The 22,248-nt window shown below is 75.6% G+C and carries 27 protein-coding genes; 16 read left to right on the top strand and 11 right to left on the bottom strand.

Annotated features, from left to right (window positions below):
- Positions 1-5 precede the first annotated feature (5 nt).
- From Q1A09_RS05835 to Q1A09_RS05820, 4 genes are all read left to right on the top strand, one after another.
- On the top strand, positions 6-995 hold the full coding sequence (locus Q1A09_RS05835) for an asparaginase (protein ID WP_299952525.1): 990 nt from the start codon (positions 6-8) through the stop codon (positions 993-995).
- 221 nt (positions 996-1,216) lie between these two features.
- Positions 1,217-1,714, top strand: coding sequence for a helix-turn-helix domain-containing protein (locus Q1A09_RS05830; RefSeq protein ID WP_299952524.1), 498 nt, complete (start codon positions 1,217-1,219; stop codon positions 1,712-1,714).
- Entirely contained in the window at positions 1,711-2,565 is an 855-nt protein-coding gene (locus tag Q1A09_RS05825) for a hypothetical protein (RefSeq protein WP_299952523.1), read from the top strand. The genes Q1A09_RS05830 and Q1A09_RS05825 overlap by 4 nt, the downstream gene beginning before the upstream one ends.
- Positions 2,566-2,720: 155 nt before the next feature.
- Positions 2,721-3,008 carry a DUF2516 family protein gene (locus tag Q1A09_RS05820; protein WP_299952522.1) on the top strand — a complete coding sequence of 96 codons (288 nt, stop codon included), beginning with the start codon at positions 2,721-2,723 and terminating at the stop codon, positions 3,006-3,008.
- Between the two features lie 24 nt (positions 3,009-3,032).
- Here the strand turns inward: Q1A09_RS05820 and Q1A09_RS05815 are convergent, their stop codons facing one another.
- From Q1A09_RS05815 to Q1A09_RS05805, 3 genes are read right to left on the bottom strand one after another with little or no spacing between them, the layout of a single operon-like run.
- Positions 3,033-3,236 carry a PspC domain-containing protein gene (locus Q1A09_RS05815; protein WP_299952521.1) on the bottom strand — a complete coding sequence of 68 codons (204 nt, stop codon included), beginning with the start codon at positions 3,234-3,236 and terminating at the stop codon, positions 3,033-3,035.
- A 49-nt stretch (positions 3,237-3,285) separates the two neighbouring features.
- Positions 3,286-4,146 (bottom strand): spermidine synthase, encoded by an 861-nt coding sequence (locus Q1A09_RS05810; protein ID WP_299952520.1) that lies wholly within the window; start codon positions 4,144-4,146, stop codon positions 3,286-3,288.
- Positions 4,143-4,988, bottom strand: coding sequence for a class I SAM-dependent methyltransferase (locus tag Q1A09_RS05805; RefSeq protein WP_299952519.1), 846 nt, complete (start codon positions 4,986-4,988; stop codon positions 4,143-4,145). Before Q1A09_RS05805 ends, Q1A09_RS05810 begins: the two co-directional genes overlap by 4 nt.
- A gap of 40 nt (positions 4,989-5,028) precedes the next feature.
- Between Q1A09_RS05805 and Q1A09_RS05800 the strand changes: the two genes are divergently transcribed.
- Together Q1A09_RS05800 and Q1A09_RS05795 are read left to right on the top strand one after the other, a co-directional pair.
- Positions 5,029-6,063 carry a UDP-N-acetylmuramate dehydrogenase gene (locus Q1A09_RS05800; RefSeq protein WP_299952518.1) on the top strand — a complete coding sequence of 345 codons (1,035 nt, stop codon included), beginning with the start codon at positions 5,029-5,031 and terminating at the stop codon, positions 6,061-6,063.
- Entirely contained in the window at positions 6,060-6,344 is a 285-nt protein-coding gene (locus Q1A09_RS05795; RefSeq protein ID WP_299952517.1) for a hypothetical protein, read from the top strand. The genes Q1A09_RS05800 and Q1A09_RS05795 overlap by 4 nt, the downstream gene beginning before the upstream one ends.
- A gap of 4 nt (positions 6,345-6,348) precedes the next feature.
- On the opposite strand, the gene Q1A09_RS05790 is transcribed toward Q1A09_RS05795, so the two are convergent.
- From Q1A09_RS05790 to Q1A09_RS05775, 4 genes are all read right to left on the bottom strand, one after another.
- Positions 6,349-6,789, bottom strand: a complete 441-nt coding sequence (locus tag Q1A09_RS05790) for a DUF3995 domain-containing protein (protein WP_299952516.1) — start codon at positions 6,787-6,789, stop codon at positions 6,349-6,351.
- Positions 6,790-6,802: 13 nt separating this feature from the next.
- Positions 6,803-7,276 carry a GNAT family N-acetyltransferase gene (locus Q1A09_RS05785; protein ID WP_299952515.1) on the bottom strand — a complete coding sequence of 158 codons (474 nt, stop codon included), beginning with the start codon at positions 7,274-7,276 and terminating at the stop codon, positions 6,803-6,805.
- Between the two features lie 112 nt (positions 7,277-7,388).
- Positions 7,389-7,745: a hypothetical protein gene (locus tag Q1A09_RS05780; RefSeq protein ID WP_299952514.1), complete on the bottom strand. Its 357-nt coding sequence runs from the start codon at positions 7,743-7,745 to the stop codon at positions 7,389-7,391.
- A 41-nt stretch (positions 7,746-7,786) separates the two neighbouring features.
- The gene (locus Q1A09_RS05775; protein WP_299952513.1) at positions 7,787-8,584 is read right to left on the bottom strand and encodes an SDR family oxidoreductase; all 798 of its coding nucleotides are present in this window, start codon (positions 8,582-8,584) and stop codon (positions 7,787-7,789) included.
- A gap of 118 nt (positions 8,585-8,702) precedes the next feature.
- Between Q1A09_RS05775 and mshA the strand changes: the two genes are divergently transcribed.
- The 5 genes from mshA to Q1A09_RS05750 all read left to right on the top strand — a co-directional run bounded on the left by mshA (position 8,703) and on the right by Q1A09_RS05750 (position 14,492).
- Entirely contained in the window at positions 8,703-10,073 is a 1,371-nt protein-coding gene (mshA, locus tag Q1A09_RS05770) for a D-inositol-3-phosphate glycosyltransferase (protein ID WP_299952512.1), read from the top strand.
- On the top strand, positions 10,070-10,594 hold the full coding sequence (locus Q1A09_RS05765) for a YbjN domain-containing protein (RefSeq protein ID WP_299952511.1): 525 nt from the start codon (positions 10,070-10,072) through the stop codon (positions 10,592-10,594). The genes mshA and Q1A09_RS05765 overlap by 4 nt, the downstream gene beginning before the upstream one ends.
- Positions 10,591-12,153: an MFS transporter gene (locus Q1A09_RS05760; RefSeq protein ID WP_299952510.1), complete on the top strand. Its 1,563-nt coding sequence runs from the start codon at positions 10,591-10,593 to the stop codon at positions 12,151-12,153. Before Q1A09_RS05765 ends, Q1A09_RS05760 begins: the two co-directional genes overlap by 4 nt.
- Before the next feature lie 238 nt (positions 12,154-12,391).
- Positions 12,392-13,654, top strand: a complete 1,263-nt coding sequence (locus Q1A09_RS05755) for a pyridoxal phosphate-dependent aminotransferase family protein (protein WP_299952509.1) — start codon at positions 12,392-12,394, stop codon at positions 13,652-13,654.
- Positions 13,655-13,727: 73 nt separating this feature from the next.
- On the top strand, positions 13,728-14,492 hold the full coding sequence (locus Q1A09_RS05750; protein ID WP_299952508.1) for a phosphoglyceromutase: 765 nt from the start codon (positions 13,728-13,730) through the stop codon (positions 14,490-14,492).
- A gap of 196 nt (positions 14,493-14,688) precedes the next feature.
- Here the strand turns inward: Q1A09_RS05750 and phoU are convergent, their stop codons facing one another.
- A complete protein-coding gene (gene phoU, locus Q1A09_RS05745) occupies positions 14,689-15,351 on the bottom strand; it encodes a phosphate signaling complex protein PhoU (protein WP_299952507.1) in 663 nt (220 codons plus the stop codon).
- Between the two features lie 227 nt (positions 15,352-15,578).
- On the opposite strand from phoU, the gene Q1A09_RS05740 reads away from it, so the two are divergent.
- Together Q1A09_RS05740 and Q1A09_RS05735 are read left to right on the top strand one after the other, a co-directional pair.
- Complete coding sequence (locus tag Q1A09_RS05740; protein ID WP_299952505.1) at positions 15,579-16,898, top strand: cell wall metabolism sensor histidine kinase WalK; 1,320 nt, start codon at positions 15,579-15,581, stop codon at positions 16,896-16,898.
- Positions 16,895-17,575 carry a response regulator transcription factor gene (locus Q1A09_RS05735; RefSeq protein WP_299952504.1) on the top strand — a complete coding sequence of 227 codons (681 nt, stop codon included), beginning with the start codon at positions 16,895-16,897 and terminating at the stop codon, positions 17,573-17,575. The genes Q1A09_RS05740 and Q1A09_RS05735 overlap by 4 nt, the downstream gene beginning before the upstream one ends.
- A gap of 277 nt (positions 17,576-17,852) precedes the next feature.
- Here the strand turns inward: Q1A09_RS05735 and Q1A09_RS05730 are convergent, their stop codons facing one another.
- Together Q1A09_RS05730 and Q1A09_RS05725 are read right to left on the bottom strand one after the other, a co-directional pair.
- The gene (locus tag Q1A09_RS05730) at positions 17,853-18,071 is read right to left on the bottom strand and encodes a DUF3072 domain-containing protein (protein WP_299952503.1); all 219 of its coding nucleotides are present in this window, start codon (positions 18,069-18,071) and stop codon (positions 17,853-17,855) included.
- Positions 18,072-18,081: 10 nt separating this feature from the next.
- The gene (locus Q1A09_RS05725) at positions 18,082-18,333 is read right to left on the bottom strand and encodes a hypothetical protein (protein WP_299952502.1); all 252 of its coding nucleotides are present in this window, start codon (positions 18,331-18,333) and stop codon (positions 18,082-18,084) included.
- A gap of 81 nt (positions 18,334-18,414) precedes the next feature.
- Between Q1A09_RS05725 and Q1A09_RS05720 the strand changes: the two genes are divergently transcribed.
- A complete protein-coding gene (locus Q1A09_RS05720; RefSeq protein ID WP_299952501.1) occupies positions 18,415-19,491 on the top strand; it encodes a helix-turn-helix domain-containing protein in 1,077 nt (358 codons plus the stop codon).
- Here Q1A09_RS05720 and Q1A09_RS05715 read toward each other — a convergent pair.
- Positions 19,387-20,226: a hypothetical protein gene (locus Q1A09_RS05715; RefSeq protein ID WP_299952500.1), complete on the bottom strand. Its 840-nt coding sequence runs from the start codon at positions 20,224-20,226 to the stop codon at positions 19,387-19,389. The genes Q1A09_RS05720 and Q1A09_RS05715 overlap by 105 nt on opposite strands.
- A gap of 87 nt (positions 20,227-20,313) precedes the next feature.
- On the opposite strand from Q1A09_RS05715, the gene Q1A09_RS05710 reads away from it, so the two are divergent.
- Both Q1A09_RS05710 and Q1A09_RS05705 read left to right on the top strand, forming a co-directional pair.
- Positions 20,314-21,258 (top strand): Ppx/GppA phosphatase family protein, encoded by a 945-nt coding sequence (locus tag Q1A09_RS05710; RefSeq protein WP_299952499.1) that lies wholly within the window; start codon positions 20,314-20,316, stop codon positions 21,256-21,258.
- On the top strand, positions 21,258-22,247 hold the full coding sequence (locus Q1A09_RS05705) for a hypothetical protein (RefSeq protein WP_299952498.1): 990 nt from the start codon (positions 21,258-21,260) through the stop codon (positions 22,245-22,247). Before Q1A09_RS05710 ends, Q1A09_RS05705 begins: the two co-directional genes overlap by 1 nt.
- Position 22,248 lies beyond the last annotated feature (1 nt).

Here is a 22,248-nt window from a genome sequence, read left to right as displayed (position 1 = left end):
TGCCGATGGCCGGCGACCTGACCACCTGGCCCGAGGACCCGGTGCTGGTCGAGGTGTGGCGGGCCGGGTTCGACGACGAGGTGCTGGAGTCGGTGCACCGGGGGGCGCTCGTCGTCCTGGGTGCTGACGGCGAGCCGCTGCTGACCGCCGGGGACGTCGCCCGGCCGGTACTGCCGCGCTCGTCGAACAAGCCGGTGCAGGCGACCGCGTACCTGCGGGCCGGGTGGCGCCCCCGGGACGACCGCGAGCTGGCGATCGCCGCTGCCTCGCACAGTGGCGAGGACGGGCACCGCGAGCTGGCCGCCGAGCTGCTCGCCGCCGCGGGCCTGACCGCCGACGACCTGGGCTGCCCGCCCGCGCTGCCGGGCCACGAGGCGACCCGGGCGCAGTGGCTGGTCGCCGGCCGGGCGCCGGAGCGGCTGGCGATGAACTGCTCGGGCAAGCACGCGGCGATGCTGTCGGCCTGCGTGGCCGCCGGCTGGCCGACGGCGGGCTACCTGGAGCGCGAGCACCCGCTGCAGCGGGCGATCGAGGCGCGGCTGGGGGAGGCCTCCGGTGAGCCGGTGGCCGCGGTCGTCGTCGACGGCTGCGGAGCCCCGCAGCACGCGATCTCGGTCACCGGGCTGGCCCGCGGGGTGCTGTCGCTGGTGCAGGCCGAGCCGGGCACCCCGGAGCGGCTGGTCGCCGACGCGATGCGCGCCCACCCGTGGCTGATCGCCGGCACCGGCCGGGAGGACACCGAGCTGATGCAGGCGGTGCCCGGGCTGCTGGTCAAGGGCGGCGCCGACGGCGTGCACGTCGCCGCGCTGCCCGGCCGGGGCGCGGTGGCGCTGAAGCTGGACGACGGCGGCGACCGGGGCCGCACGCCGGCGCTGGCCGCCGGGCTGCTGCGGCTGGGCGTGCCGGCCGAGGCGCTGTCCCGCTGGGTGAGCACCCCGGTCTCCGGTGGTGAGGGTGTGGTCGGCTCGGTCCGCGCCTCCGCCGTCCTCGCCTGACCGTCCTCGGCTGCCCGGCCCGGGCTGCCCGGCCCGGCCGGGTACTGCCCCGGTTCCGCCGGTCTGCCCGTGGTGGCGTGACGGTGACCGGCTCGACCCGCGCCCGGTGGGGATGAGCCGCGTGCGCACGCGGCTCATCCCTGCCCGGCGCGGCTGAAGCCGGGCCCCGAGGTGCTAGCGCCGCGCTTGCAGGAGCTAGCACCCTGGGTTAGTGTGGGGCCGTGCAGCGACCCACGGAGTTCGTCCGCGACCAGGTGACCGCGGTCCGGGCGACCGTGACCACGGCCGCCGCCGAGGCGTCGACGGTGGCCTCGAACGTGCCCGCCGTCGGTTCGCAGGTCGGCGACTTCATCCGCAGCCAGCGCAGCGCCGCCCAGGTGTCGTTGCGTGAGCTCGCGCGGGCGGCCGGGGTCAGCAACCCCTACCTGTCCCAGGTCGAGCGCGGCCTGCGCAAGCCCTCGGCGGAGATCCTGGCGCAGATCGCCCGCGGCCTGAAGATCTCCGCGGAGACGCTCTACGAACAGGCCGGCATCCTCGACCGTCGTTCCGGCACCGCCGGCACGGTCGCCGCGATCCGCGCCGACGAGGCGCTGTCCGAGCGGCACAAGGCCGTGCTCCTCGAGCTGTACGAGACCTACGCCCGGGAGCACGCCGCCCAGCTGGTCCGCGAGCAGGCCGCTGCCCCCACCACCCCGAACCCCCAGGAGGAGACGGCATGAGCCGCACCGACACCCAGACCTTCAAGCAGCAGAGCGAGAACATCGTCCGCACCGGCCTGCTGGCCGCCCTCGGCGCCGGTGACGCGGCGGTCGACCGCGCCCGCTCCGTCGTCGGCACCTTCCGCTCGCGCGCCGAGGCCCTGCCGGGCGAGGCGCAGGTGCAGGCCGACCTGGCCGCCAAGGACGCCCGCACCCGCGCCGAGCAGGCCCGCGAGCGGGCGGCCCGTGCCGCCGCCGAGGCCCGCACCCGGGCCGGCCAGGCCCGCAGCCAGGCCGAGGGTGCCGCCACCCAGGCCCGCGCCGCGGTGACCAGTGCGGCCTCCACCGTGCGCCCGGAGACGGTGCTCGGCACGGTCACCGGCCTGGTCGACACCGCCCGCACCCAGGCGCTGTCCGCCATCGAGGAGCTCGCCGGCCGCGGTGAGAAGGTCGTCGGCGGCCTCCGTACCCAGCCGGTGTTCCGCAAGGTCGCCGCCCGCACCGAGCGCGCCGTGGACGCGGTCGAGGACGGCGTCGAGGACGTGCTGGCCGAGACCGGCGAGACCGTCGGCAAGGCCTCCGACCAGGTCACCTCGGTCGCGCAGAAGACCAAGGCGCGCGCCGACAAGACCCTGGAGGAGGTCGGGCAGGAGACCGAGATGGCGGCCGAGTCGGCCAAGCGCACGGTTCGCGGCACCACCGCCAGGGCCACCAAGCCCGCCACCAGCAAGCCGGCGAAGGCCACGAAGGCGACCCCGGCCAAGGCGACCCCGAAGCGGACGGCGAAGGCGACCACGCCCACGGCGCCGGCGGCCGAGACGCTGCCCGACCCGCTGGCCGTCCCGGCGAAGTCCCCCGACACCGCCGGCTGACGCTGCCCTCGCCCGCAGTGGGCACCTGACACCGCGCCCCGGCGCCCGCACCCGCGGGAGCCGGGGCGCGATGCGTCTCACCCCGCCGGGGCATCCGCGGGGAGTCGGCAGGCGCACCGGGCCGGTCGGGCCGCGGACGCGCCTATCCTGCTGGCATGGCCTCCTTCGACGGGCTCGTCAACCTCGTGGTGTTCTATGCGACCCTCGCCCTCGGCGTGTGGGCGTTCGTCGACGCGGTGATCCGCCCGGCCGCCGGGTTCGTCGCGGCCGGCAAGCTCACCAAGCCCGCCTGGATGGCGATCACCGGCATCGCCACGCTCGTCCTGCTGTGGCAGGGCCCGCTCAGCTTCCTGGGCCTGCCCGCGGTGATCGCCGCCGTCGTCTACCTGGTGGACGTCCGGCCGTCCGTCCGCGGTCTGCGCCGGGGCAACACCAGCTGGTGAGCCGGCGCCCCCGTATGGGGTGCCTCAGTAGCGGTCGTCGGAGGGCATGACGACCCACAGCACGATGTAGGCGATGAACTGCGGTCCGGGCAGGATGCAGGACACCACGAAGGCGACGCGCAGGCCGGTGCGGGACAGCCCGAACCGGCGGGCGAGGCCTGAGCAGACGCCGGCGATGACCTTGTGCCGGCTGTCGCGGGTGAGCCGTCGGGACGCGGGAGCAGTCATGGCCCCGACCCTACGGCCGGACGGCGTGACCGGACACCCGCGCCGGCGATCAGTCGAAGACGCCGGCCGGTGGTGCCGGTGAGGGCTGGGCGTCGGCGTCGGTCACCGGCGGAGCCTGGCCGACGAACCGGTCCAGCTCGTCCCCGCTGACCACCCGGGAGGGCATCGGGTCGCCCGCGCAGCGCCGGGTGAGCGCGGGGATCGGCAGCTCGCCGTCCGAGGCGACCGCCACCGTGTTGCCGAACCGCCGGCCGCGCAGCGTGCCCGGCTCGGCCAGCAGGGCCACGTGCCCGAACACCGCGCGCAGCGTCGCCGCCTCCGCGCGGGCGAACCGCAGCGGCGGGCCGTCGGAGACGTTCCAGGCGGTCGTGCCGCCCGGGCGCAGCACCCGGGCCACGTCGGTGGCGAACTCCACGGTGGTCAGGTGTGCCGGGGTGCGGGCGCCGGCGAACACGTCGACCAGGACGACGTCCGCGCTGGCGTCGGGCAGCGCGGCCAGACCCGCCCGCGCGTCGATGCCGCGCACCCGGACCCGGGCGCCCCGCGGCAGTGGCAGCTCGCGGCGGACCAGCTCGGTGAGCGGCTCGTCCAGCTCCATCACCCGCTGCGCCGAGCCCGGCCGGGTGACCGCCACGTAGCGGGGCAGGGTCAGCGCACCGCCACCCAGGTGGACGACGTCCAGCGGGGTACCGGGCTCGGCGACCAGGTCGAGCACGTGGCCCATCCGGCGGACGTACTCGAACTCCAGGTACGTCGGGTCGGTCAGGTCCACGTGCGACTGCGGGGTGCCGTCCAGCAGCAGCTGCCAGGAGCCGTCCCGGTCGGCGTCGGCCAGCAGCTCCGCCGTCCCGCCGGCGACCTCGGTCGGCCCGGGCAGCGCGGTCAGGTGACCCCGGGCGCGCCGGCTCACGACGGCGAGACGGCGGACCAGCGGACGCTGACCTCGCCGTGCTTCCAGCGCCGGGTCGGCCCGACCAGCGGCCAGCCGTCGGCGGCCAGGCTCTCCACCGCCGCGGCCCACCGCTGGCGGGGGCCGAAGGTGGACAACCCGGCGGCCGAGGCCCAGGCGGCGTCGAACGCGCGGAGGAAGTCGTGCACCGGCTGACCGGGCACGTTGTGGTGGATCAGCGCCTTGGGCAGCCGCTCGGCCAGGTCGGAGGGGCGTTCCAGGTCCGACACCCGGGCGGCGAAGGTCAGGGTGAGCGGGCCGTCCTCGTCCAGCGCCACCCAGCTGGCCCGCCGTCCCCACTCGTCGCAGGTGCCCTCCACGAGCAGCCCGCCGGGGGCCAGCGCACTCCGCATGGTGTCCCAGGCGCGGCCGGCGGACTCCTCGTCGTACTGGCGCAGCACGTTGAACGCCCGCACCAGCACCGGCCGCAGCCCGGCCAGCTCGAACCCGCCGACCCGGAAGTCCACCCGCGGCGGGTCGCGGTCGGCGGCGACGGCGGTCACCCGCTCCGGGTCGATCTCCAGGCCGACGACCTCGAGCCGGTCGCACTCCGGGGCCAGCCGGTCGACCAGCTCCAGGGTGGTCACCGCCGAGGCGCCGTAGCCCAGGTCGACGACCAGCGGCCGGGCGGCGTCCCGCAGCCGGGCGACCTGGGTGGCGACCAGCCAGCGGTCGACCCGGCGCAGCCGGTTGGCGTTCGTGGTGCCCCTGGTGGGCAGGCCCAGCGCCCGCGCCCGGCCGGCGGCCAGCCGGGGGGCCTTGCGGGCCGGAGGCAGCGACGCACGCTGGGTGTGGTCGCTCACGGTGCACGAGGTTAGCCGCCGGGCGGATTACGGTGGTGCGGTGCAGGTACGCCGGAACGCCCGACTGGCGGACCTGACCACCCTCGGGGTGGGCGGTCCGATCGACCGGCTGGTCGAGGTGACCACCCGCGCGGAACTGGTCGCCGCGGTCCGCGACGCGGACGAGGCCGGCACCCCGCTGCTGGTGCTGGGCGGCGGCTCGAACATCGTCGCCCCGGACGCCGGCTGGCCCGGTGACGTGGTGCTGGTGCGCAGCCGCGGCATCGCCCGCACCGACACCGCCCAGGGCGTGGAGCTCGAGGTCGAGGCCGGCGAGCCCTGGGACGACCTGGTCGCGCACACCGTCGGGGCGCAGCTGGCCGGCATGGAAGCGCTGTCGGGGATCCCCGGTTCCACGGGTGCGACGCCGGTGCAGAACGTGGGTGCCTACGGCCAGGAGGTCGCGGCGCTGATCACCCAGGTCACCGTGTACGACCGGGCGGCCGGCGTGGAGCAGGTGTTCGGCCCCGCCGAGCTGGGCTTCGCCTACCGGGACAGCCGGCTCAAGCAGCAGCCCGGCGCGTACGTCGTCCTCGCCGTCACGTTCGCGCTGCGCGAGTCGGTGCAGTCCAGCCCGGTCAGCTACGCCGAGCTGGCGAAGACCCTCGGCGTCGAGCTGGGGGAGACCGCGCCGCTGGCGCAGGTGCGGGACGCCGTCCTCGGGCTGCGCCGCGGCAAGGGGATGGTCTGGGACCCGGCCGACCCCGACTCGCGCAGCGCCGGCTCCTTCTTCACCAACCCGGTCGTGCCCGTCGGCACCGCGGTGCCTGAGTGCCCGTCCTGGCCGGCCGGGATCGGCGCGGACGGCGCCGCCCAGGTGAAGCTGAGCGCCGCCTGGCTGGTGCAGCACTCCGGTTACGGCCGGGGCACCCGCGCCGGCAAGGTCGGGACGTCGTCCCGGCACAGCCTGGCGCTGACCACCGAGCCCGGCGCCACCGCCGCCGAGCTGATGGCCTTCGCCGACCGGGTGGTCGCCGCGGTGCGCGAGCAGTTCGGCGTCACGCTGGTGCCCGAGCCGACGGCGGTGCGCCCGTGAGGCCGGACGAGTCGTTGCAGCTGGGCGCCCTCTACGACGCGCTGCGCACGCCGGCCCCGATGCCCGCGGACCCCACCCAGCTGACCGGCTGGATGGCGCGGGTCGAGGCCGACGCCGCGCTGGCCGGGCTGATCTCCCGGGTGCTCAACTCGGGCACCGCCACCCCGGACGAGGTCACCGACGCGCAGTCGCTGTTCCAGCGCAGCGGCACCTCCGCCGACCCGACCCGCGTCACCCGCGCCTACGAGCTGCTGCTCCGCCGGGCCGGCCAGCAGGACTGACCGGTCACGCCGGCGGGGGAACGGTCGACCGCCGCGCCGCCAGCAGGAAGGCGAGCCCGCCGAGCACGAACCACGGGTTCCACAGCACCAGGGACCAGTGCCGCTGGGCGTCGCTCATGGCGGCGTTGCCGTCGTAGGCCCCGGACAGCAGCAGCACCTCGATCCCGACGCCGCGCAGCAGCAGGAGCAGCCCGACCGCCGCGCCGGCCAGGACGAGCAACCGCCGGCGACGCGCCCGGGCCAGGGCGACGGCCAGGCCGGCAGCGACGAGCAGGAGCACGGCGACACCCCACAACCCGCCGGCCACGAACCAACCGGGGCGCTCGGCCGCGAGCCGGTCACCCGCCGAGCTGGCCAGGCCGACCGAACCGCCCAACGCCCAGAACACGTGCAGGACGGCGAACGCGACGGCCCACCCGGCCGCGACCCAGCCCCAGCGCCTCACCGTCGGACGACGGTCATCCGAGCGCCCGGGTCAGGGTGACCTGCTCCTCGGCGTAGCCCAGCCGGGCGTACAGCTCCCGGGCCGGGTGGTTGGCCGCGCCGGTGTCGAGCGTGACCCGGTGCAGACCGCGGGACCGGGCCCAGGCCTCGACTGCGGTGATGAGCTGCCCGGCGACCCCGCGACGGCGCGCGGCCGGTGCCACGACGAGCTCGCCCAGGTAGGCCTCCCGCTCACCGCTGAAGTGCCTGCGGGCACTCGCCCCGGCGAAGCCGACGACCTCGTCGGCGGGGGTGCAGGCGACCAGCAGCACGTGCTGCTCGTCCTCAGCAGCCCGGCAGGCGTCGGTGACCCAGCCCGCGGCTGCGGCGGCGACCCCGGCGGCCGGTCGCCACGGCGCCATGCCGGCGGTCAGCTCGCCGGCCAGCGCCTGCACCGCGGGGTGGTCGGCGGGGACGGCGTGGCGGATCGCGACCTCGGCAGCGGGCACCCGGAGATCATGTCGGACGGGGCCGTCTGGATCGACGAGGCCGCGAGGTGTGGCCGGCTGCTGGGTCGAGTCGTCCGGTCCCAGCGGTCGGACGCGTCTCGATGCGGGCGCCTCAGCCCTCGAGGACGTGCAGCGCACCGCCGGCGTGGGTGAGCACGCACCGCCGTCCGGCCGGGGACTCCCGCGCGGTCGACGCGGCCGCCCAGGCGCACGCCCGGGCCAGCCCGCCGCCGGTCAGCAGCCCGGCGACCACCGGCACGTCGGCGTCCGGCACCGCCCAGACCCGCAGCACCAGCCGCTCGGACGGCGTCCGGGAGGCCGCGACCGCGGCCAGCCACCGGACGTCGAGGACCATCGGCTCGCCGAGCAGGACCGGCGCGGGGACGGCGAAGGCCAGCGTGCCGACCCGCGTGCCGGCCGCGGTGAGTGCGGCGTCCACCTCGTCCCGGTTCGGCCCCGTCCAGGGCACCGCCCCGAGCTCGCGAGGGGTGGGGAGGACGGGGTCCTTCCTCAGTCGGTCTCGCGGTGCACCTTGTGCTGGGCGGCCTGGGCACGGGGCCGGACGACGAGCAGGTCGACGTTGACGTGGTGCGGCCGGGTGACCGCCCAGGCGATGCAGTCGGCGACGTCCGCGGCGACCAGCGGTTCGCGCACCCCGCGGTAGACGGCGTCGGCACGCTCCTGCGAGCGGGTGCGGTTGAGCGAGAACTCCTCCGTCTTGACCATGCCGGGTGCGATCTCGACGACCCGGACCGGCTCGGCCACGAGCTCCAGCCGCAGGGTCTCGACCATGGTGTGCACCCCGTGCTTGGCCGCGGTGTAGCTGGCGCCGCCCTCGTAGCTGACCAGCCCGGCGGTCGAGCTGACGAACACCAGGTCACCGGCGCCCGAGGCACGCAACGCCGGCAGCAGCGCCTTGGTCACCCGCACCGTGCCCAGCACGTTGACCGCGTAGGTCTTCTCCCAGGACGCCAGGTCGGCGTCGGCCACCGGGTTGGTGTCGAAGGCGCCGCCGGCGTTGTTGACCAGCACGTCCACCCGGTCCAGCCCGGCGGCGAGCGCGGCCACGGAGTCGGCGTCGGTGACGTCCAGCTGCACCGCCCGGCCGCCGATCCGCTCGGCGAGCTCGGTCAGCCGGTCGATCCGCCGGGCGGCCAGGACCACGGAGAAGCCGTCGGCGGCCAGCCGCTCGGCGGTGGCCGCGCCGATCCCGCTGGAGGCTCCGGTGACGACGGCGACGCGGCCCTGCCCGGCGAACGGGGCGGTGCCGGACGAGGAGACGGACGACGGTGCGACGGGGCTGGACATGTGCCCATCCTGGCGCTGTTGCAGACTGAGAGGACGACAGGGTGCCCGTGACCGGGTGCCACACCAGCCACTGCGGGCCCACGCCGGCCCCGCGACGTGCCCGAGCGGGAGGAGCTCCGTGCCCGCTCGACGCTCCCCGCGCCGGCCCACGCCGTGGCGCGCGGGCCCGGTCCCGGAGCCGCTGGCCCCGCTGCTGCCGCGCCGGGTGGCGACCCTGTCGGTGCACACCAGCCCGCTGGAGCAGCCCGGGGCCGGGGACGCCGGCGGGATGAACGTCTACGTCGTCGAGGTCTCCCGCCGGCTGGCCGCCCGCGGCATCGCGGTGGACGTGTTCACCCGCGCCACCTCCAGCGACCAGCCCCCGGTGGTCGAGATGACCCCCGGGGTCACCGTGCGGCACGTCAGCGCCGGGCCGTTCGAGGGCCTGGGCAAGGACGAGCTGCCCGCCCAGATGTGCGCCTTCACCGCGGCGGTGCTGCGCGAGGAGGCCCAGCACGACCCCGGGCACTTCGACGTCGTCCACTCGCACTACTGGCTGTCCGGGCAGGTCGGCTGGCTGGCCCGGGACCGCTGGGGCGTGCCGCTGGTGCACTCGGCGCACACCCTGGCCAAGGTGAAGAACGCCGCGCTGGCCGAGGGTGACGCCCCCGAGCCGCGCGCCCGGGTGATCGGCGAGGAGCAGGTCGTCGCCGAGGCCGACCGGCTGGTGGCCAACACCGCCGAGGAGGCCCGGCAGCTCGTCGACTTCTACGACGCCGACCCGCGCCGCACCCTGGTCATCCCGCCCGGGGTCGACCTGCAGTGCTTCCGCCCAGGTGACCGGCAGCAGGCCCGCGCGCGCATCGGGGTCGCCCCGGACGCCGTCGTCCTGCTGTTCGTCGGCCGGATCCAGCCGCTCAAGGCCCCGGAGATGCTGCTGCACGCGGCGGCCCGGATGCTCGCCACCGACCCCGCGCTGCGGCAGCGGCTGCAGGTCCTCGTCGTCGGCGCCCCGAGCGGGTCCGGGCTGGCCGAGCCGCAGCGGCTGCAGGAGCTGGCCGTCGCCCTCGGCGTCGCCGACGTCGTCCGGTTCCTGCCGCCGCAGGCACCGGCGCAGCTCGCCGACCACTACCGGGCCGCCGACGTCACCGTCGTCCCCAGCCACAACGAGTCCTTCGGCCTGGTCGCCCTGGAGGCGCAGGCGTGTGGCACGCCGGTGGTCGCCGCCGCCGTCGGCGGGCTGCCCACCGCGGTGGACGACGGGGTGTCCGGGCTGCTGGTGTCCGGACGCGACCCGGAGGACTACGCCGCGGCCATCCGCCGGGTGCTGGCCCGCCGCGAGCTGCTGGCCGCCGGTGCCCGCCGGCACGCCGCCGCGTTCAGCTGGGACCGCACCACCGACTCGCTGGTCGAGGGCTACGCCGCCGCGATGGCCGAGATGCGGGGGGCTGCGCCGCGGGGACGCACCGAGACCAGGTTCCGGGCACCGGTGGGGCTGCGCGCCCGATGAGCGAGCGCAGCGTCGCCGAGCTCGACGCCGTCGTCGAGGAGACGCTGCGCACCGCCGAGCTGGAGTTCGAGCACCCCGGCCTCGGCCGGTTCGTCGTCACCCTCCCCGGGGTCAAGAAGCTGAAGACGCTGGTCGGGCTGACGGTGGGGGAGCACGGCTTCCGGGTGGAGGCCTTCGTCTGCCGCCAGCCCGACGAGAACCGTGAGCAGCTGTGGGCCTGGCTGCTGCAGCACAACGCCCGGATGTACGGGGTGGCCTACTCGATCGACACGGTCGGCGACGTCTACCTGACCGGCCGGCTGGGCCACGCGATGGTGACGCCGGAGGAGATCGACCGGCTGCTCGGCGCGGTGCTCACCTACGCCGACGAGCACTTCAACACCATGCTGGAGATCGGCTTCGGCACCTCGATCCGCCGCGAGTGGGACTGGCGGGTCAAGCGCGGGGAGTCACTGCGCAACCTGGAGGCGTTCGCCGCCTTCGCCGACCCGGAACGGCGGCCGCGGGGCCCGCAGGAGTGAGCACCGCCGAGCACTCGGCCCCGGACGTCGCGGCGCTGCCCACCGGGTACGAGCGCCGGTGGTGGGTGCTCGGCACGATGATCGTCTGCCTGCTCATGGTGATCATGGGCAACACGATCCTGAACGTCGCGCTGCCGACACTGCAGCGCGAGCTGGACGCCACCCAGGGCGAACTGCAGTGGGCCATCGACTCCTACATCCTGGTGTTCGCCGGCCTGCTGTTCAGCTGGGGCGTGATCGGCGACCGGATCGGCCGCCGCAAGGTGCTGCTCGCCGGCCTGACCATCTTCGCGATCGGCTCGGTGCTCGCCGCGTTCAGCGGCTCGGCGCTGGAGCTGATCGGCTGGCGGGCGCTGATGGGCGTCGGCGGCGCCGCCGTCCAGCCGGCCACCCTCGCGGTGATCACCAACGTCTTCCCGGCCGGTGAGCGCGGCAAGGCGATCGGGCTGTGGGCCGGCGCCTCCGGGCTGGCCGTGGCCGGCGGTCCGCTGGCCGGCGGGCTGGTGCTCGAGCACTTCTGGTGGGGCGCGGTCTTCCTGCTCGGCGTCCCCGTCGCCGCCGTCGGCATCCTCGGCATCCTCACCGTCGTCCCGGAGTCCAAGGACCCCGACCCGGGCCGCCTGGACGTCCCCGGCGTCCTGCTGTCGATCGCGGCGCTGGTCGGGGTGGTCTACGGCATCATCCGCGGCGGTTCCGAGGGCTGGGGCGAGCCGCAGACCTGGGGTCCGCTCGCCGCCGGCGTCGCGCTGCTGGCCGTCTTCGTCTGGTGGCAGCGGCGCACCACCCACCCGGCGCTGGACGTCACGCTGTTCCGCAACCCGGCGTTCTCCGCCGCGGCCGGGGCGCTGGCACTGAACTTCTTCGCCCTCCAGGGCGCCACGTTCTACCTCGTCTACTACCTGCAGGGCGTGCGCGGCTACTCCCCGCTGCAGAGCGGCGCCTCGCTGGTGCCGGTCGCGCTGGGCATCGCGCTGATGGCGCCGCGCACCTCGAAGCTGGCCGAGCGGTTCGGCGCCAAGGCGGTCTGCGCGTTCGGGTTCACCCTCATCGCGCTGTCGTTCGCCGGCATCCAGCTGCTGGACGCCGATGCCCCGCTCTGGCTGGTGCTCACCGACCTCGCGCTGCAGGGCATCGGGATGGGCGCGGTGATGGCCCCGGCCACCGAGTCGATCATGTCGGTCGTGCCCCGGGAGAAGGCCGGCGCGGGCGCGGCGGTCAACAACGCCGTCCGGCAGGTGGGCGGGGCGCTGGGCGTGGCGATCCTCGGCTCGGTGCTGGCCGGCGCCTACGCCAGCCGGCTCGGGGACGACGTGAACGCGCTGCCGGCCGGCGCGCGGGAGCGGGCCAGCGAGTCGATCGTGGCGACGCTGGTGGCGGTCGAGCGGGCCGAGGCCGCCGGCGGGGACGGCGCCACCGCGGCCGCGGCGGTGGTCGACCCGGCCCGCGAGGCCTTCGTCGGCGCGATGCACCTGACCGCGGTGGGCACCGCCGGGTGCGCGGTGGTGGCCGCGGTCGTCGTCCTGGTCTGGCTGCCGGGCCGGCGACGCACCACCGTCTGAGCCCCGCCCCACGAGGTGCCGGCCCGGTCGGCCGCGCGCCCTCCCTGCCGGGTGTCACCCGGGCGGGGACGCCGGACGGCCCGTGCCGGTCACCGTGCGTCGAGGAGTGACCGGCCCCACGCCTGGTCGAGTGACCCTCGACCGAACTGCGTGACACCTGTTGACCACGGAGCGTGTCGACCGCCAAGGTCACTCCTCGAACGGCTGCGATCCACGCGCCGACAGTGGAGGAGCTGCCGTGCTCGACGTCGCACCGGTCCGATCGGTCCCGTCCCAGGTCGTCCGCCGGGACGCCTTCGCGCCCTTGCTGGAGTCCAGCCGGGCCGAGATGATGCGGCGGCACACCCGCGAGGGGATGGCCACCCACTCGGTGCCCACCGCCGGGGCACCCGAGCCGGTCACCGTCTTCGACGACGGCCGGGCACGGATCAACCTGGGCACCAACAACTACCTGGGCCTGGCCGGTGACCCGCAGGTCGTCGAGGCCGCCGTCGCCGCGCTGCGGCAGTACGGCACCAGCGCCGCCGGCAGCCGGATCCTCAACGGCACCACCCGGCTGCACCTGACCCTGGAGCGGGAGCTCGCCGAGCACTTCGGCACCGAGGACGCCGTGCTCGCCTCCGCCGGGGTGAACGCCAACGTCGCGATGCTCTCCACCGCCGGCGCCAGCGGTGACGCGCTGCTGGTCGACGCCCATGCGCACGCCAGCCTGCACGCCGCCGCGGCCGCCAGCCGGGGCACCGTGCTCCGCTTCACCCACAACTCGGTCGCCTCGCTGGAGCGCCGGCTGAACCGGCTGGACCCCGAGGTCGGCGCCGTCGTCGTCGTCGACGGCGTGTACTCGATGAGCGGTGAGTCCGCGCCGCTGGCCGCGATCGCCGGCCTCTGCCGCCGCTTCTCGGCCCGCCTGGTGGTCGACGAGGCACACGGCCTGGGCGTGCTCGGCGAGCACGGGCGGGGCGCCGCGGAGGCGGCCGGGGTGCTCGACCGGGTGGACGCCGTCACGGTGGCCTTCAGCAAGGCGCTGGCCAGCGTGGGTGGCGCGGTGATGACCTCGCGGGCCGTCGCCGACGGCATCCGCGCCTCGGCGATGCCCTACGTGTTCAGCGCGGCCAACGACCCGGCCGCCGTCGCCGCGGCCCTCGCCTCGCTGCGGGTGCTCCGCCGCGAGCCCGAGCGGATGCAGCGGCTGCGGGACAACGGCGACCTGCTGCGCCGGGTGCTCACCGAGCACGGTGCCGCGCCGTTGCCGGGCAAGGGCGCGGTGATCGCCGTCCGGACAGGTGAGGACGAGGACACCCGCGCCGCCTGGGCAGCCGCGCACGAGGCCGGCGTCTACACCAACGCGGTCGGCTACCCGGCGGTCCCCCGCGGCCAGGGGGTGCTGCGGCTGGCGGTGATGGCCACCCACACCGAGGAGCAGCTGCGCCGGGCCGGTGAGCTCGTGGCCGACGCCGTCCGCCAGGTGCGCGCGCCCCAGCGGGCCGAGGCGATGGCCTGAGGAAGGCCCCCCCGCGGCGGGCCCCTGCGAGGGGGCCGTACCAGCACATCGCCGGTCGGGCAGGATGGGGTCCGTGACCGACGCGACCCCCACCGGGACCCTCATCCTGCTCCGTCACGGCGAGAGCGAGTGGAACAAGGCCAACCTGTTCACCGGCTGGGTGGACGTCCAGCTGTCGGAGAAGGGCCGGGCCGAGGCCGTCCGCGGCGGGCAGCTGCTCGTCGAGCACGACCTGCTCCCCGACGTGCTGCACACCTCCCTGCTCAAGCGGGCCATCACCACCGCCGAGCTGGCCCTGGCCGCCGCCGACCGGCAGTGGATCCCGGTGCGGCGCTCCTGGCGGCTCAACGAGCGGCACTACGGCGCGCTCCAGGGGAAGGACAAGGCCGCCACCCTCGCCGAGTACGGCGAGGAGCAGTTCATGACCTGGCGACGCAGCTACGCCACCCCGCCGCCGCCGATCGAGGCCGGCAGCCAGTACAGCCAGGACGCCGACCCGCGGTACGTCTTCCTGCCGCCGGAGGCCCGCCCGGCCACCGAGTGCCTGGCCGACGTCGTCACCCGGATGCTGCCGTACTGGTACGACGCGATCGTCCCGGACCTGCGGGCCGGCCGGACGGTGCTGGTGGCCGCGCACGGCAACAGCCTGCGGGCCCTGGTGAAGCACCTGGACGACATGGGCGAGGACGAGGTCGTCGGGCTGAACATCCCCACCGGCGTCCCGCTGCGCTACGACCTGGACGCCGATCTGCGCCCGACCAGCCCGGGCGGTCAGTACCTCGACCCGGCCGCCGCGGCCGCCGCCATCGAGGCGGTCAAGAACCAGGGCAAGAAGTAGCGGGAGCGCCCTGTCGGCCCCCTCCGGTCGTGGCCTGAGCCTGCGAAGGGCTCGTGGGAGGGGGTCCTTCTGCTCGTAGCCCCCCACGCTTCGCACGCTGAGCGCGGGCCCCTGCTACGAGGCCGAACCACGAGGCCGGACGACGAGGGCCCCGGGAGCAGCTGCTCCCGGGGCCCTCGTCGAGTCGTGCGGTGGCTCAGTCGTGCGAGGCGACCATGGCCTTCTCGCCGGTGACCAGGTAGACCACCCGGCGCGCGACGCTGACCGCGTGGTCGGCGAAGCGCTCGTAGTAGCGGCCCAGCAGGGTGACGTCGATGGCCGCCTCGATGCCGTGGCTCCAGGTGGGCAGCAGCAGCTCGCGGAACAGCTGCTTGTGCAGCTGGTCCATGAGGTCGTCCTCGGCCTCCAGGTCGGCGGCGGCGTCGACGTCGCGCTTGGCGATGACCGTGCCGGCCTGGGCGACGAGGCTCTGCGCGACATGGCCGGCCTCCAGGAAGACCGGGCGCACCTCCTGCGGCACCGCGTGCTCGGGGAAGCGCATCCGGGCCACCTTCGCGATGTGCTCGGCCAGGTCGCCCATCCGCTCCAGGTCGCCGACGATCCGCATCGCGGTGGTGATCGTGCGCAGGTCGGTGGCGACCGGCTGCTGACGGGCCAGCAGCGTGAAGCAGCGCTCCTCGATGCTCTCCCGCATGGAGTCGATCCGCTCGTCGCCGGCGATCACCAGGTCGGCCAGGGCCACGTCGGCGTCCAGCAGGGCGGTGGTCGCCGTGCTCATCGCCGACCCGACCGAGTTCGCCATCTCCACCAGGCAGGCGTTGATGTCGTCCAGTTCCTCGCGGTAGCTCTCCCGCAGCATGGCCTCTCCTCGTTCCGTCGCCGCGTCCAGGGCGGTGCCCGGGGGCGACGCCGTCCCCGTAGCTCGCCGGCGACCTCGCCCGACGCGCGCGACACGTGTAGAGACGAGGGTAGAGACCCGCGCGTCGGCCACAGGCAGCCACCAGGTGAACGGCCAGGTGCAGGCCGGTGAACAGTCCTGCCCTGACCGGGTGACGGTCGTCTGACCGGCTGGTCAGCGGGTCGTGGATGTCTAGCATCGACGTCGTGGACCCGGTGGTCGCCCTGCTGGTGGGCCTGGTGATCGGCCTGCTGCTGACGACGTCGGTGGCACTGGCCGTGCCGTCGCTGCGCGCCCGGGTCCGTGGCGGTGCCGGCCCGGGTGAGGCCGCCCCCGACGACCGTGGTGCGCCGCGCGGCGACTCCGACGCGGTGCTCAGCCGCCGGCTCGTCGACCTGATGGACCCCGCCGTCGTCCTGCTCGGGCCCGACGAGGGTGTCCTGCTCGCCAACCCCTCTGCCCGGGCGCTGGGCATCCTGCGCGGCGACCGCCTCCTGGTGCCCGACCTGGTCGAGGTGGTCCGCGACGTGCAGGCCTCCGGCAGCCGACGCGCCGACGTCTCCCTCCCCGGCGACCTGGTGGGCAGCGGGCCGCGGATGGTCGGCGTGCACGGCATCCGGCTGGACGACGGCCCGGTCGGCGCCCCGGGCCCGGTCGCCCTCGTGCTGCAGGACGTCACCGAGGCCCGCCGGGTCGAGGCGGTCCGCCGGGACTTCGTCGCGAACGTCGGGCACGAGCTGAAGACGCCGGTCGGCGCGCTCGCGCTGCTGGCCGAGGCGGTCCAGGGTGCCGCCGACGACCCCGAGACGGTGCAGCGCTTCGCCACCCGGATGCAGCACGAGGCCGACCGGCTGGCCCGGCTGGTGCGCGAGCTGATCGACCTGTCCCGGCTGCAGGGCGCAGAGCCGCTGCCCGAGCTCGTGCCGGTCGCCGTCGGCACCGTCGTCGGCGAGGCGGTCGACCGGACGCGCGCCGCCGCCGCCGCCAAGGACATCCAGCTCGCCGTCGCCGCCCAGCCCGGCCTCGTCGTCCGCGGGGTGGAGGCGCAGCTGGCCACCGCGCTCACCAACCTGCTGGCCAACGCCGTCGCCTACAGCCCCGGCGGCACCACCATCGCCGTCGGCGCCCGGGCCCGCTCCGGCTTCGCCGAGATCGCCGTCACCGACTCCGGCATCGGCATCCCGCGCCAGGACCGGTCCCGGGTGTTCGAGCGCTTCTACCGGGTCGACCAGTCCCGGGCCAGCGCCACCGGCGGCACCGGGCTCGGCCTGGCGATCGTCAAGCACGTGGCCAGCAACCACGGTGGCGCGGTGACCGTCTGGAGCGAAGAGGGCCTCGGCTCGACCTTCACCCTGCGCATCCCGCTCGCCGCCGACGCGGAAGCGCTGGAGGAGGGTGCGCCCGAGCGGCCACCGGTCCCGCCGCTGCACAGCCGCCAGACACCAGACGAAGGCCCCGCCGGGGCCGATGACGGGCCCCCCGGGGCCCTGCAGAAGGGACGGTCATGACCCGAGTGCTCGTGGTGGAGGACGAGGAGTCCTTCTCCGACGCGCTGTCCTACATGTTGCGGCGGGAGGGTTACGACACCGTCGTGGCCGCCACCGGGACGGACGCGCTCGTCGAGTTCGACCGGGCCGGGGCCGACATCGTGCTGCTGGACCTCATGCTGCCCGGGCTCTCCGGCACCGAGGTCTGCCGGTCGCTGCGCGCCAAGAGCTCCGTGCCGATCATCATGCTGACCGCCAAGGACGCCGAGATCGACAAGGTCGTCGGCCTGGAGCTGGGGGCCGACGACTACGTCACCAAGCCCTACTCCGCGCGGGAGCTCGTCGCCCGCATCCGGGCCGTGCTGCGCCGCGGCACCGAGGCCGAGCCGTCCGAGGAGACGGCCCTCGCGGCCGGCCCCGTGCGGCTGGACGTCGACCGGCACGTCGTCGCCGTGGACGGGGAGCCCATCTCGCTGCCCCTCAAGGAGTTCGACCTCCTCGAGCTCCTGCTGCGCAACGCCGGCCGGGTGCTCACCCGCGGCCAGCTCATCGACCGGGTCTGGGGCGCGGACTACGTCGGGGACACCAAGACCCTCGACGTCCACGTCAAGCGGCTGCGCGCCAAGCTCGAGCCCGACCCGGCCAACCCCCGCTACCTGGTCACCGTCCGCGGGCTGGGGTACAAGTTCGAGGCTTGATCCATTGCGATCCTCCGGATCGCACCGCAGCCAGGAGTCGGGTCACGCTGTGCTGAGCCGTTTCCCGTCACGCCGGAGGTGGACCCTGCGGGCCCGCCGTCCGGCGTGACCGCCTGCGGCGTCTCGTGCCCCGCGAGCAGGTGTCGGGTCGGCCTGCGCTGAGCCGTTTCCGTGACGCCGGAGGTGGACCCTGCGGGCCCGCCGTCCGGCGTCACCGCCTTCGGCGTCCGTACCTCGTCCCCTGGCCTGGGAGCCAGAGGGGCGGGAGACGCTGCTGCTACTGGCCGCGGCCGGTCTCTTCCTGGAGTTCGTCGATCTTCTTGGAGGCGTCGGCCTTGCTGATGTCGTCGGGGACGTCCTCCTGGGCCTCGCGGGCCAGGGTGTTCAGGTAGCTCTTCTGCGCGCCGGTGGCCGGCTCGCCGCCGGTGACCCAGTCCGAAGGGTCCTTCTCGGTGCTCTGCGGGCTGTCCGGACCGGTGCTGTTCGCTTCGCTCATGTGTTCGAAGCTACGCCGGGACCCCGGCGCGCGCAGCTCGGGCCGCGTCGGCGACGGAGGTCTGTGCGGCGGCCCGGGAGGCGGTGCCGGCGCGGGCCCGGGCGGCTTCCCAGCGGCGGCCGGTGCGCACCACGTGGGTGCCGCCGCAGGCGGGGCACTCCAGGCTCACCGCGATGTGCGTCGGGTGGTTGACGACCGACCTGATGCGCCGGTGGGCGACCAGCTCGTCGGTCCGGGTCACGGGGCAGGTGATCAGCAACATGGACAGAGCCTGCGCGGACGCGAGTCACCCGACGAGTGGCAGGACCGACCGCAGTCGCAACGTTCCTGCCATGCTGTGCCCATGAGCACATCGGACCGTCCGCTGGTCGTCAGCCTCGTGGTCACCGACGGGATCGTGGGTAGCTTCGGGATCGGCGTGGCCGCCGAGGTGTTCGGCTACGACCGCCGGGAGATGGGCCTGCCCCGGTTCGACTTCGCGCTCGTCTCCCAGCGACCGGGCGTGCTCCGCAGCGACACCGGGCTCGCGATGCTCGTCGACCACGGGCTGGACCGGCTGGCGGTCTCCGACATCGTGCTGATCACCGCCTGGGAGCAGCTGGACCAGCAGCCGCCGGCGGAGCTGCTCGACGCGCTGCGCGCCGCCCACTCCCGCGGCGCGATGGTCGTCAGCCACTGCACCGGGGCGTTCGTGCTGGCCTGGGCCGGGCTGCTCGACGGCCAGCGGGCGTCCACGCACTGGAGGTACGCCGGCGAGCTGGCCGCGCGGTTCCCCCGGGTGCAGGTCGACCCCGCCGTCCTGTACGTCGACAACGGCCAGGTGATCACCGGGGCCGGGACGGCCAGTGGCATCGACGCGCTGCTGCACCTGGTCCGCCGGGAGTGGGGAGCCGCCTCCGCCAACGCGCTGGCCCGGGAGATGGTCGTGCCCCCGCACCGGGACGGCGGGCAGGCCCAGTTCATCGACACCCCGGTCGCCCGCGTCGAGGACGACCTGCTGGGCGTCGTCCTGGAGTGGGCCCGGGCGAACCTGGCGGAGGAGATCAGCGTCGAGCTGCTCGCCCGCAGGGCGCTGATGAGCCCCCGCAGCTTCGCCCGGCGCTTCAAGGCCACCACCGGGACGACGCCGCACGCCTGGCTGCTCGCCCAGCGGCTGGCCGCCGCCGAGGCGCTGCTCGAGAACAGCGACGCTCCCGTCGAGGAGATCGCCCGGCTGGTCGGCTTCGGCACCGCCGCCGGGCTGCGCGAGCAGTTCGCCCGGCGGCGCGGGGTCTCCCCGCGCGCCTACCGGCAGACCTTCCGGGCCGGAGCCCGCTCAGTCGGGACGGCGTCGGTGCAGCTCCACCGGGACCGGCCGGGGGCTGGCGGGGTGGGGGGCGACGAGCCCGGCGTCGAGGCGGGCCTCGGTCAGCCGGCGTAGCTCCGCGTAGGCGGCCGGGCCGAGCAGCTCGGTGAGCTCCGGGCCGTAGGTCTCCACCAGCGGCTCGGCGGCCACGTGCGCCGTCGGCGAGCCGGTGCACCACCAGTGCAGGTCGTGCCCGCCCGGTCCCCACCCGCGGCGGTCGAACTCGCCGATGCTGGAGACCAGCACCCGCGTCTCGTCGGGGCGGTCGACCCACTCCTGCTCGCGGCGCACCGGCAGCTGCCAGCAGACGTCCGGCTTGGTCTCCAGCGGGTGCCGGCCCTGCCGCAGCGCCATCGCGTGCAGCGCGCAGCCCTGACCGGCGGGGTGGCCGGGCCGGTTGAGGAAGACGCAGGCCCCGTCGACCACCCGGGTGCGCAGCGCCTCCTCGGCGGTCTCGCCCGGGGCCGGCTCGGTCAGCGTGTCCGGCTCGGTCCAGTCCTCGCGCCCGGTCGTCGTCCCCGGATGGTGCTGCCAGTCGGCCGGGGTCAGGTCGGCCACCGCCGCCTCGACCCGGTCCAGGTCGTCGGTGTCGGTGAAGAACGCACCGTGGTTGCAGCAGCCGTCCTCGGCGCGACCGGCCACCACACCGGCGCAGCCGCGACCGAACACGCAGGTCCAGGCGCTGGTCAGCCAGGTCAGGTCGGCCCGGACGAGGTGCTCGGGGTCGGCGGGGTCGATGAACTCGATCCACTCGCGCGGGAAGTCCAGGCCGACCTCGGACGGGGGGTCGGCAGGCGTGCTCGGGTCCACCGGCGCAGCGTAGTGACAGGGGCCCCCTCCTCTTCACGTCGCTCCGCTCGGCGCGAGCCTCTTGAGGGGCCAGGCAGACTCTCGGGCATGCGACTCGGGGTGCTGGACGTCGGCTCGAACACGGTGCACCTGGTGGTGGTCGACGCGCACCGTGGCGCGCACCCGACGCCGATGCACGACGACCGCTCGGTGCTGCGGCTGGCCGAGCAGATCGGCCCGGACGGCAAGCTGTCCAAGGCGGGGGAGAAGTCCCTGCTCAACGCGGTGAACCGGGCCAGACAGCAGGCCGCCGAGCGGCGTTGCGACGAGCTGATGGCCTTCGTGACCTCGGCGATCCGGGAGGCTGAGAACGGTGCCGCGGTGCTCCGCCGGGTGCGGGAGCAGACCGGGGTGGACCTGCAGGTGCTGTCCGGGGAGGACGAGGCGCGGCTGACCTTCCTCGCCGTCCGACGCTGGTTCGGCTGGAGCGCCGGCCGGCTGCTGGTGCTCGACATCGGCGGCGGGTCGCTGGAGCTGGCCACCGGCGTGGACGAGGACCCCGACGTCGCCCTGTCGGTGCCGCTGGGGGCAGGCCGGATGACCCGCCGGTTCCTGCCCCGCGCCGAGGTGGGCGGGCGGCCGGACCTGGCCGCGCTCGCCGACCTCGACCGCTACGCCGCGGAGCTGCTGGCCCCGGTCGGCAAGGAGCTGCGCGGCGCCGGGGACCCCGACCTGGTCGCCGCCACCTCCAAGACGTTCCGGACCCTGGCCCGGCTGGCCGGGGCTGCGCCGTCCGGGGCCGGGCTCCGCACCCCGCGGGAGCTGACGGACACCGGGCTGTCCCAGGTGCGCGGCTTCGTGTCGCGGATCGAGTCCGCCGCGTTGGCCGAACTGCAGGGCGTCTCCGCGCAGCGGGCGCACCAGGTGCCGGCCGGTGCCGTCGTGGCGCAGGCCGCGATGCGGGCGGTGGACGTACCGTGCGTGCGGATCTGCCCGTGGGCGCTGCGTGAGGGAGTCATCCTCCGCCGCCTGGACCAGCTGGAGGGAGCCTGATGTCGCAGCCTGACTCAGGGGAGTACAGCGTCCGCTCGCTGGCGGAGATCCTGCGCGAGCACGGGCTGGAGAGCGAGCTGGGCACCCGCCCGGGCCGGCGGCGCAAGACGGGGGAGGACCCGTCGGCGACCGGCCGCACCCCGCGCGTCCCCACGACCGGCCGCAACGCCCGCGTCGACACCGGCCGCGCCGACCCCGCCCCGCAGGCCCCCCGCGCCGCGCCCCGGGCCCCGGGCGCCAACACCCGTGGCCCGGCCGCCACCCCCGCCCGGTCGCAGCCGGTGTGGACCCCGGCACCGGAGCCCGCCTGGCGCCCCGCCGCCGGGCTGGCCAGCCCGGACACGCCGACGCCGCCCCGCGCGCCGGCCGCCGCACCGCAGCCGGCCCCGGCCGGCCCGGGGCCGCTGTCCGGGACCGGACCGGTCGGCTCGCGGGCCGACGCCGCCGGCCCGCCGGTCGTGCCGGCCCGGCGCAAGAGCGACAACGACGCCGCGCTGTACGGCCAGGGTCCGTCGACGTCGGCGATCCCGGCCGGCTCACCCAGCACGGGATCGTCGTCGGCAACCGCGCGGTCGACCCCGCAGTCGAAGGCGGCCGAGGCGGCCGCCCGGGCCCGCCGGGCCACCGAGCACCCGGTCACCGGGCCCATCCCGGTCGTCGCGGCCCAGGCGGCGGCCGGCACGGCGGAGCCCGAACCGCTCACCGGCCGGGACGGCGCCCTGGCGTGGGCGCGGTTCGTGGGGGAGCTGGTGGTCGCCCTGGCCGTCGGGGTCGGCGTCTACTTCCTCTTCACCGTGCTGTGGGAGCTGGTGCCCTACGGCGCCCTGGTGGCCGCGCCGTTGACCATCACCGGGTTGGTCGCGGGTGTGGCGGCCTGGCGGAAGCGCCAGGGGCAGGGCCCGCTGGGCGTGCAGCTGCTGGCGGTGCTGCTGCTGGCCGCGACCGTGCTGGTCATCGCCCCGGCCGCCGGTCTGCTCGCGGCCGGCTGAC

The organism is uncultured Modestobacter sp., assembly GCF_947486615.1.
In the GTDB taxonomy this organism is placed as follows: Bacteria; Actinomycetota; Actinomycetes; order Mycobacteriales; family Geodermatophilaceae; genus Modestobacter.
This window is presented reverse-complemented; position numbering and strand designations above follow the sequence as displayed.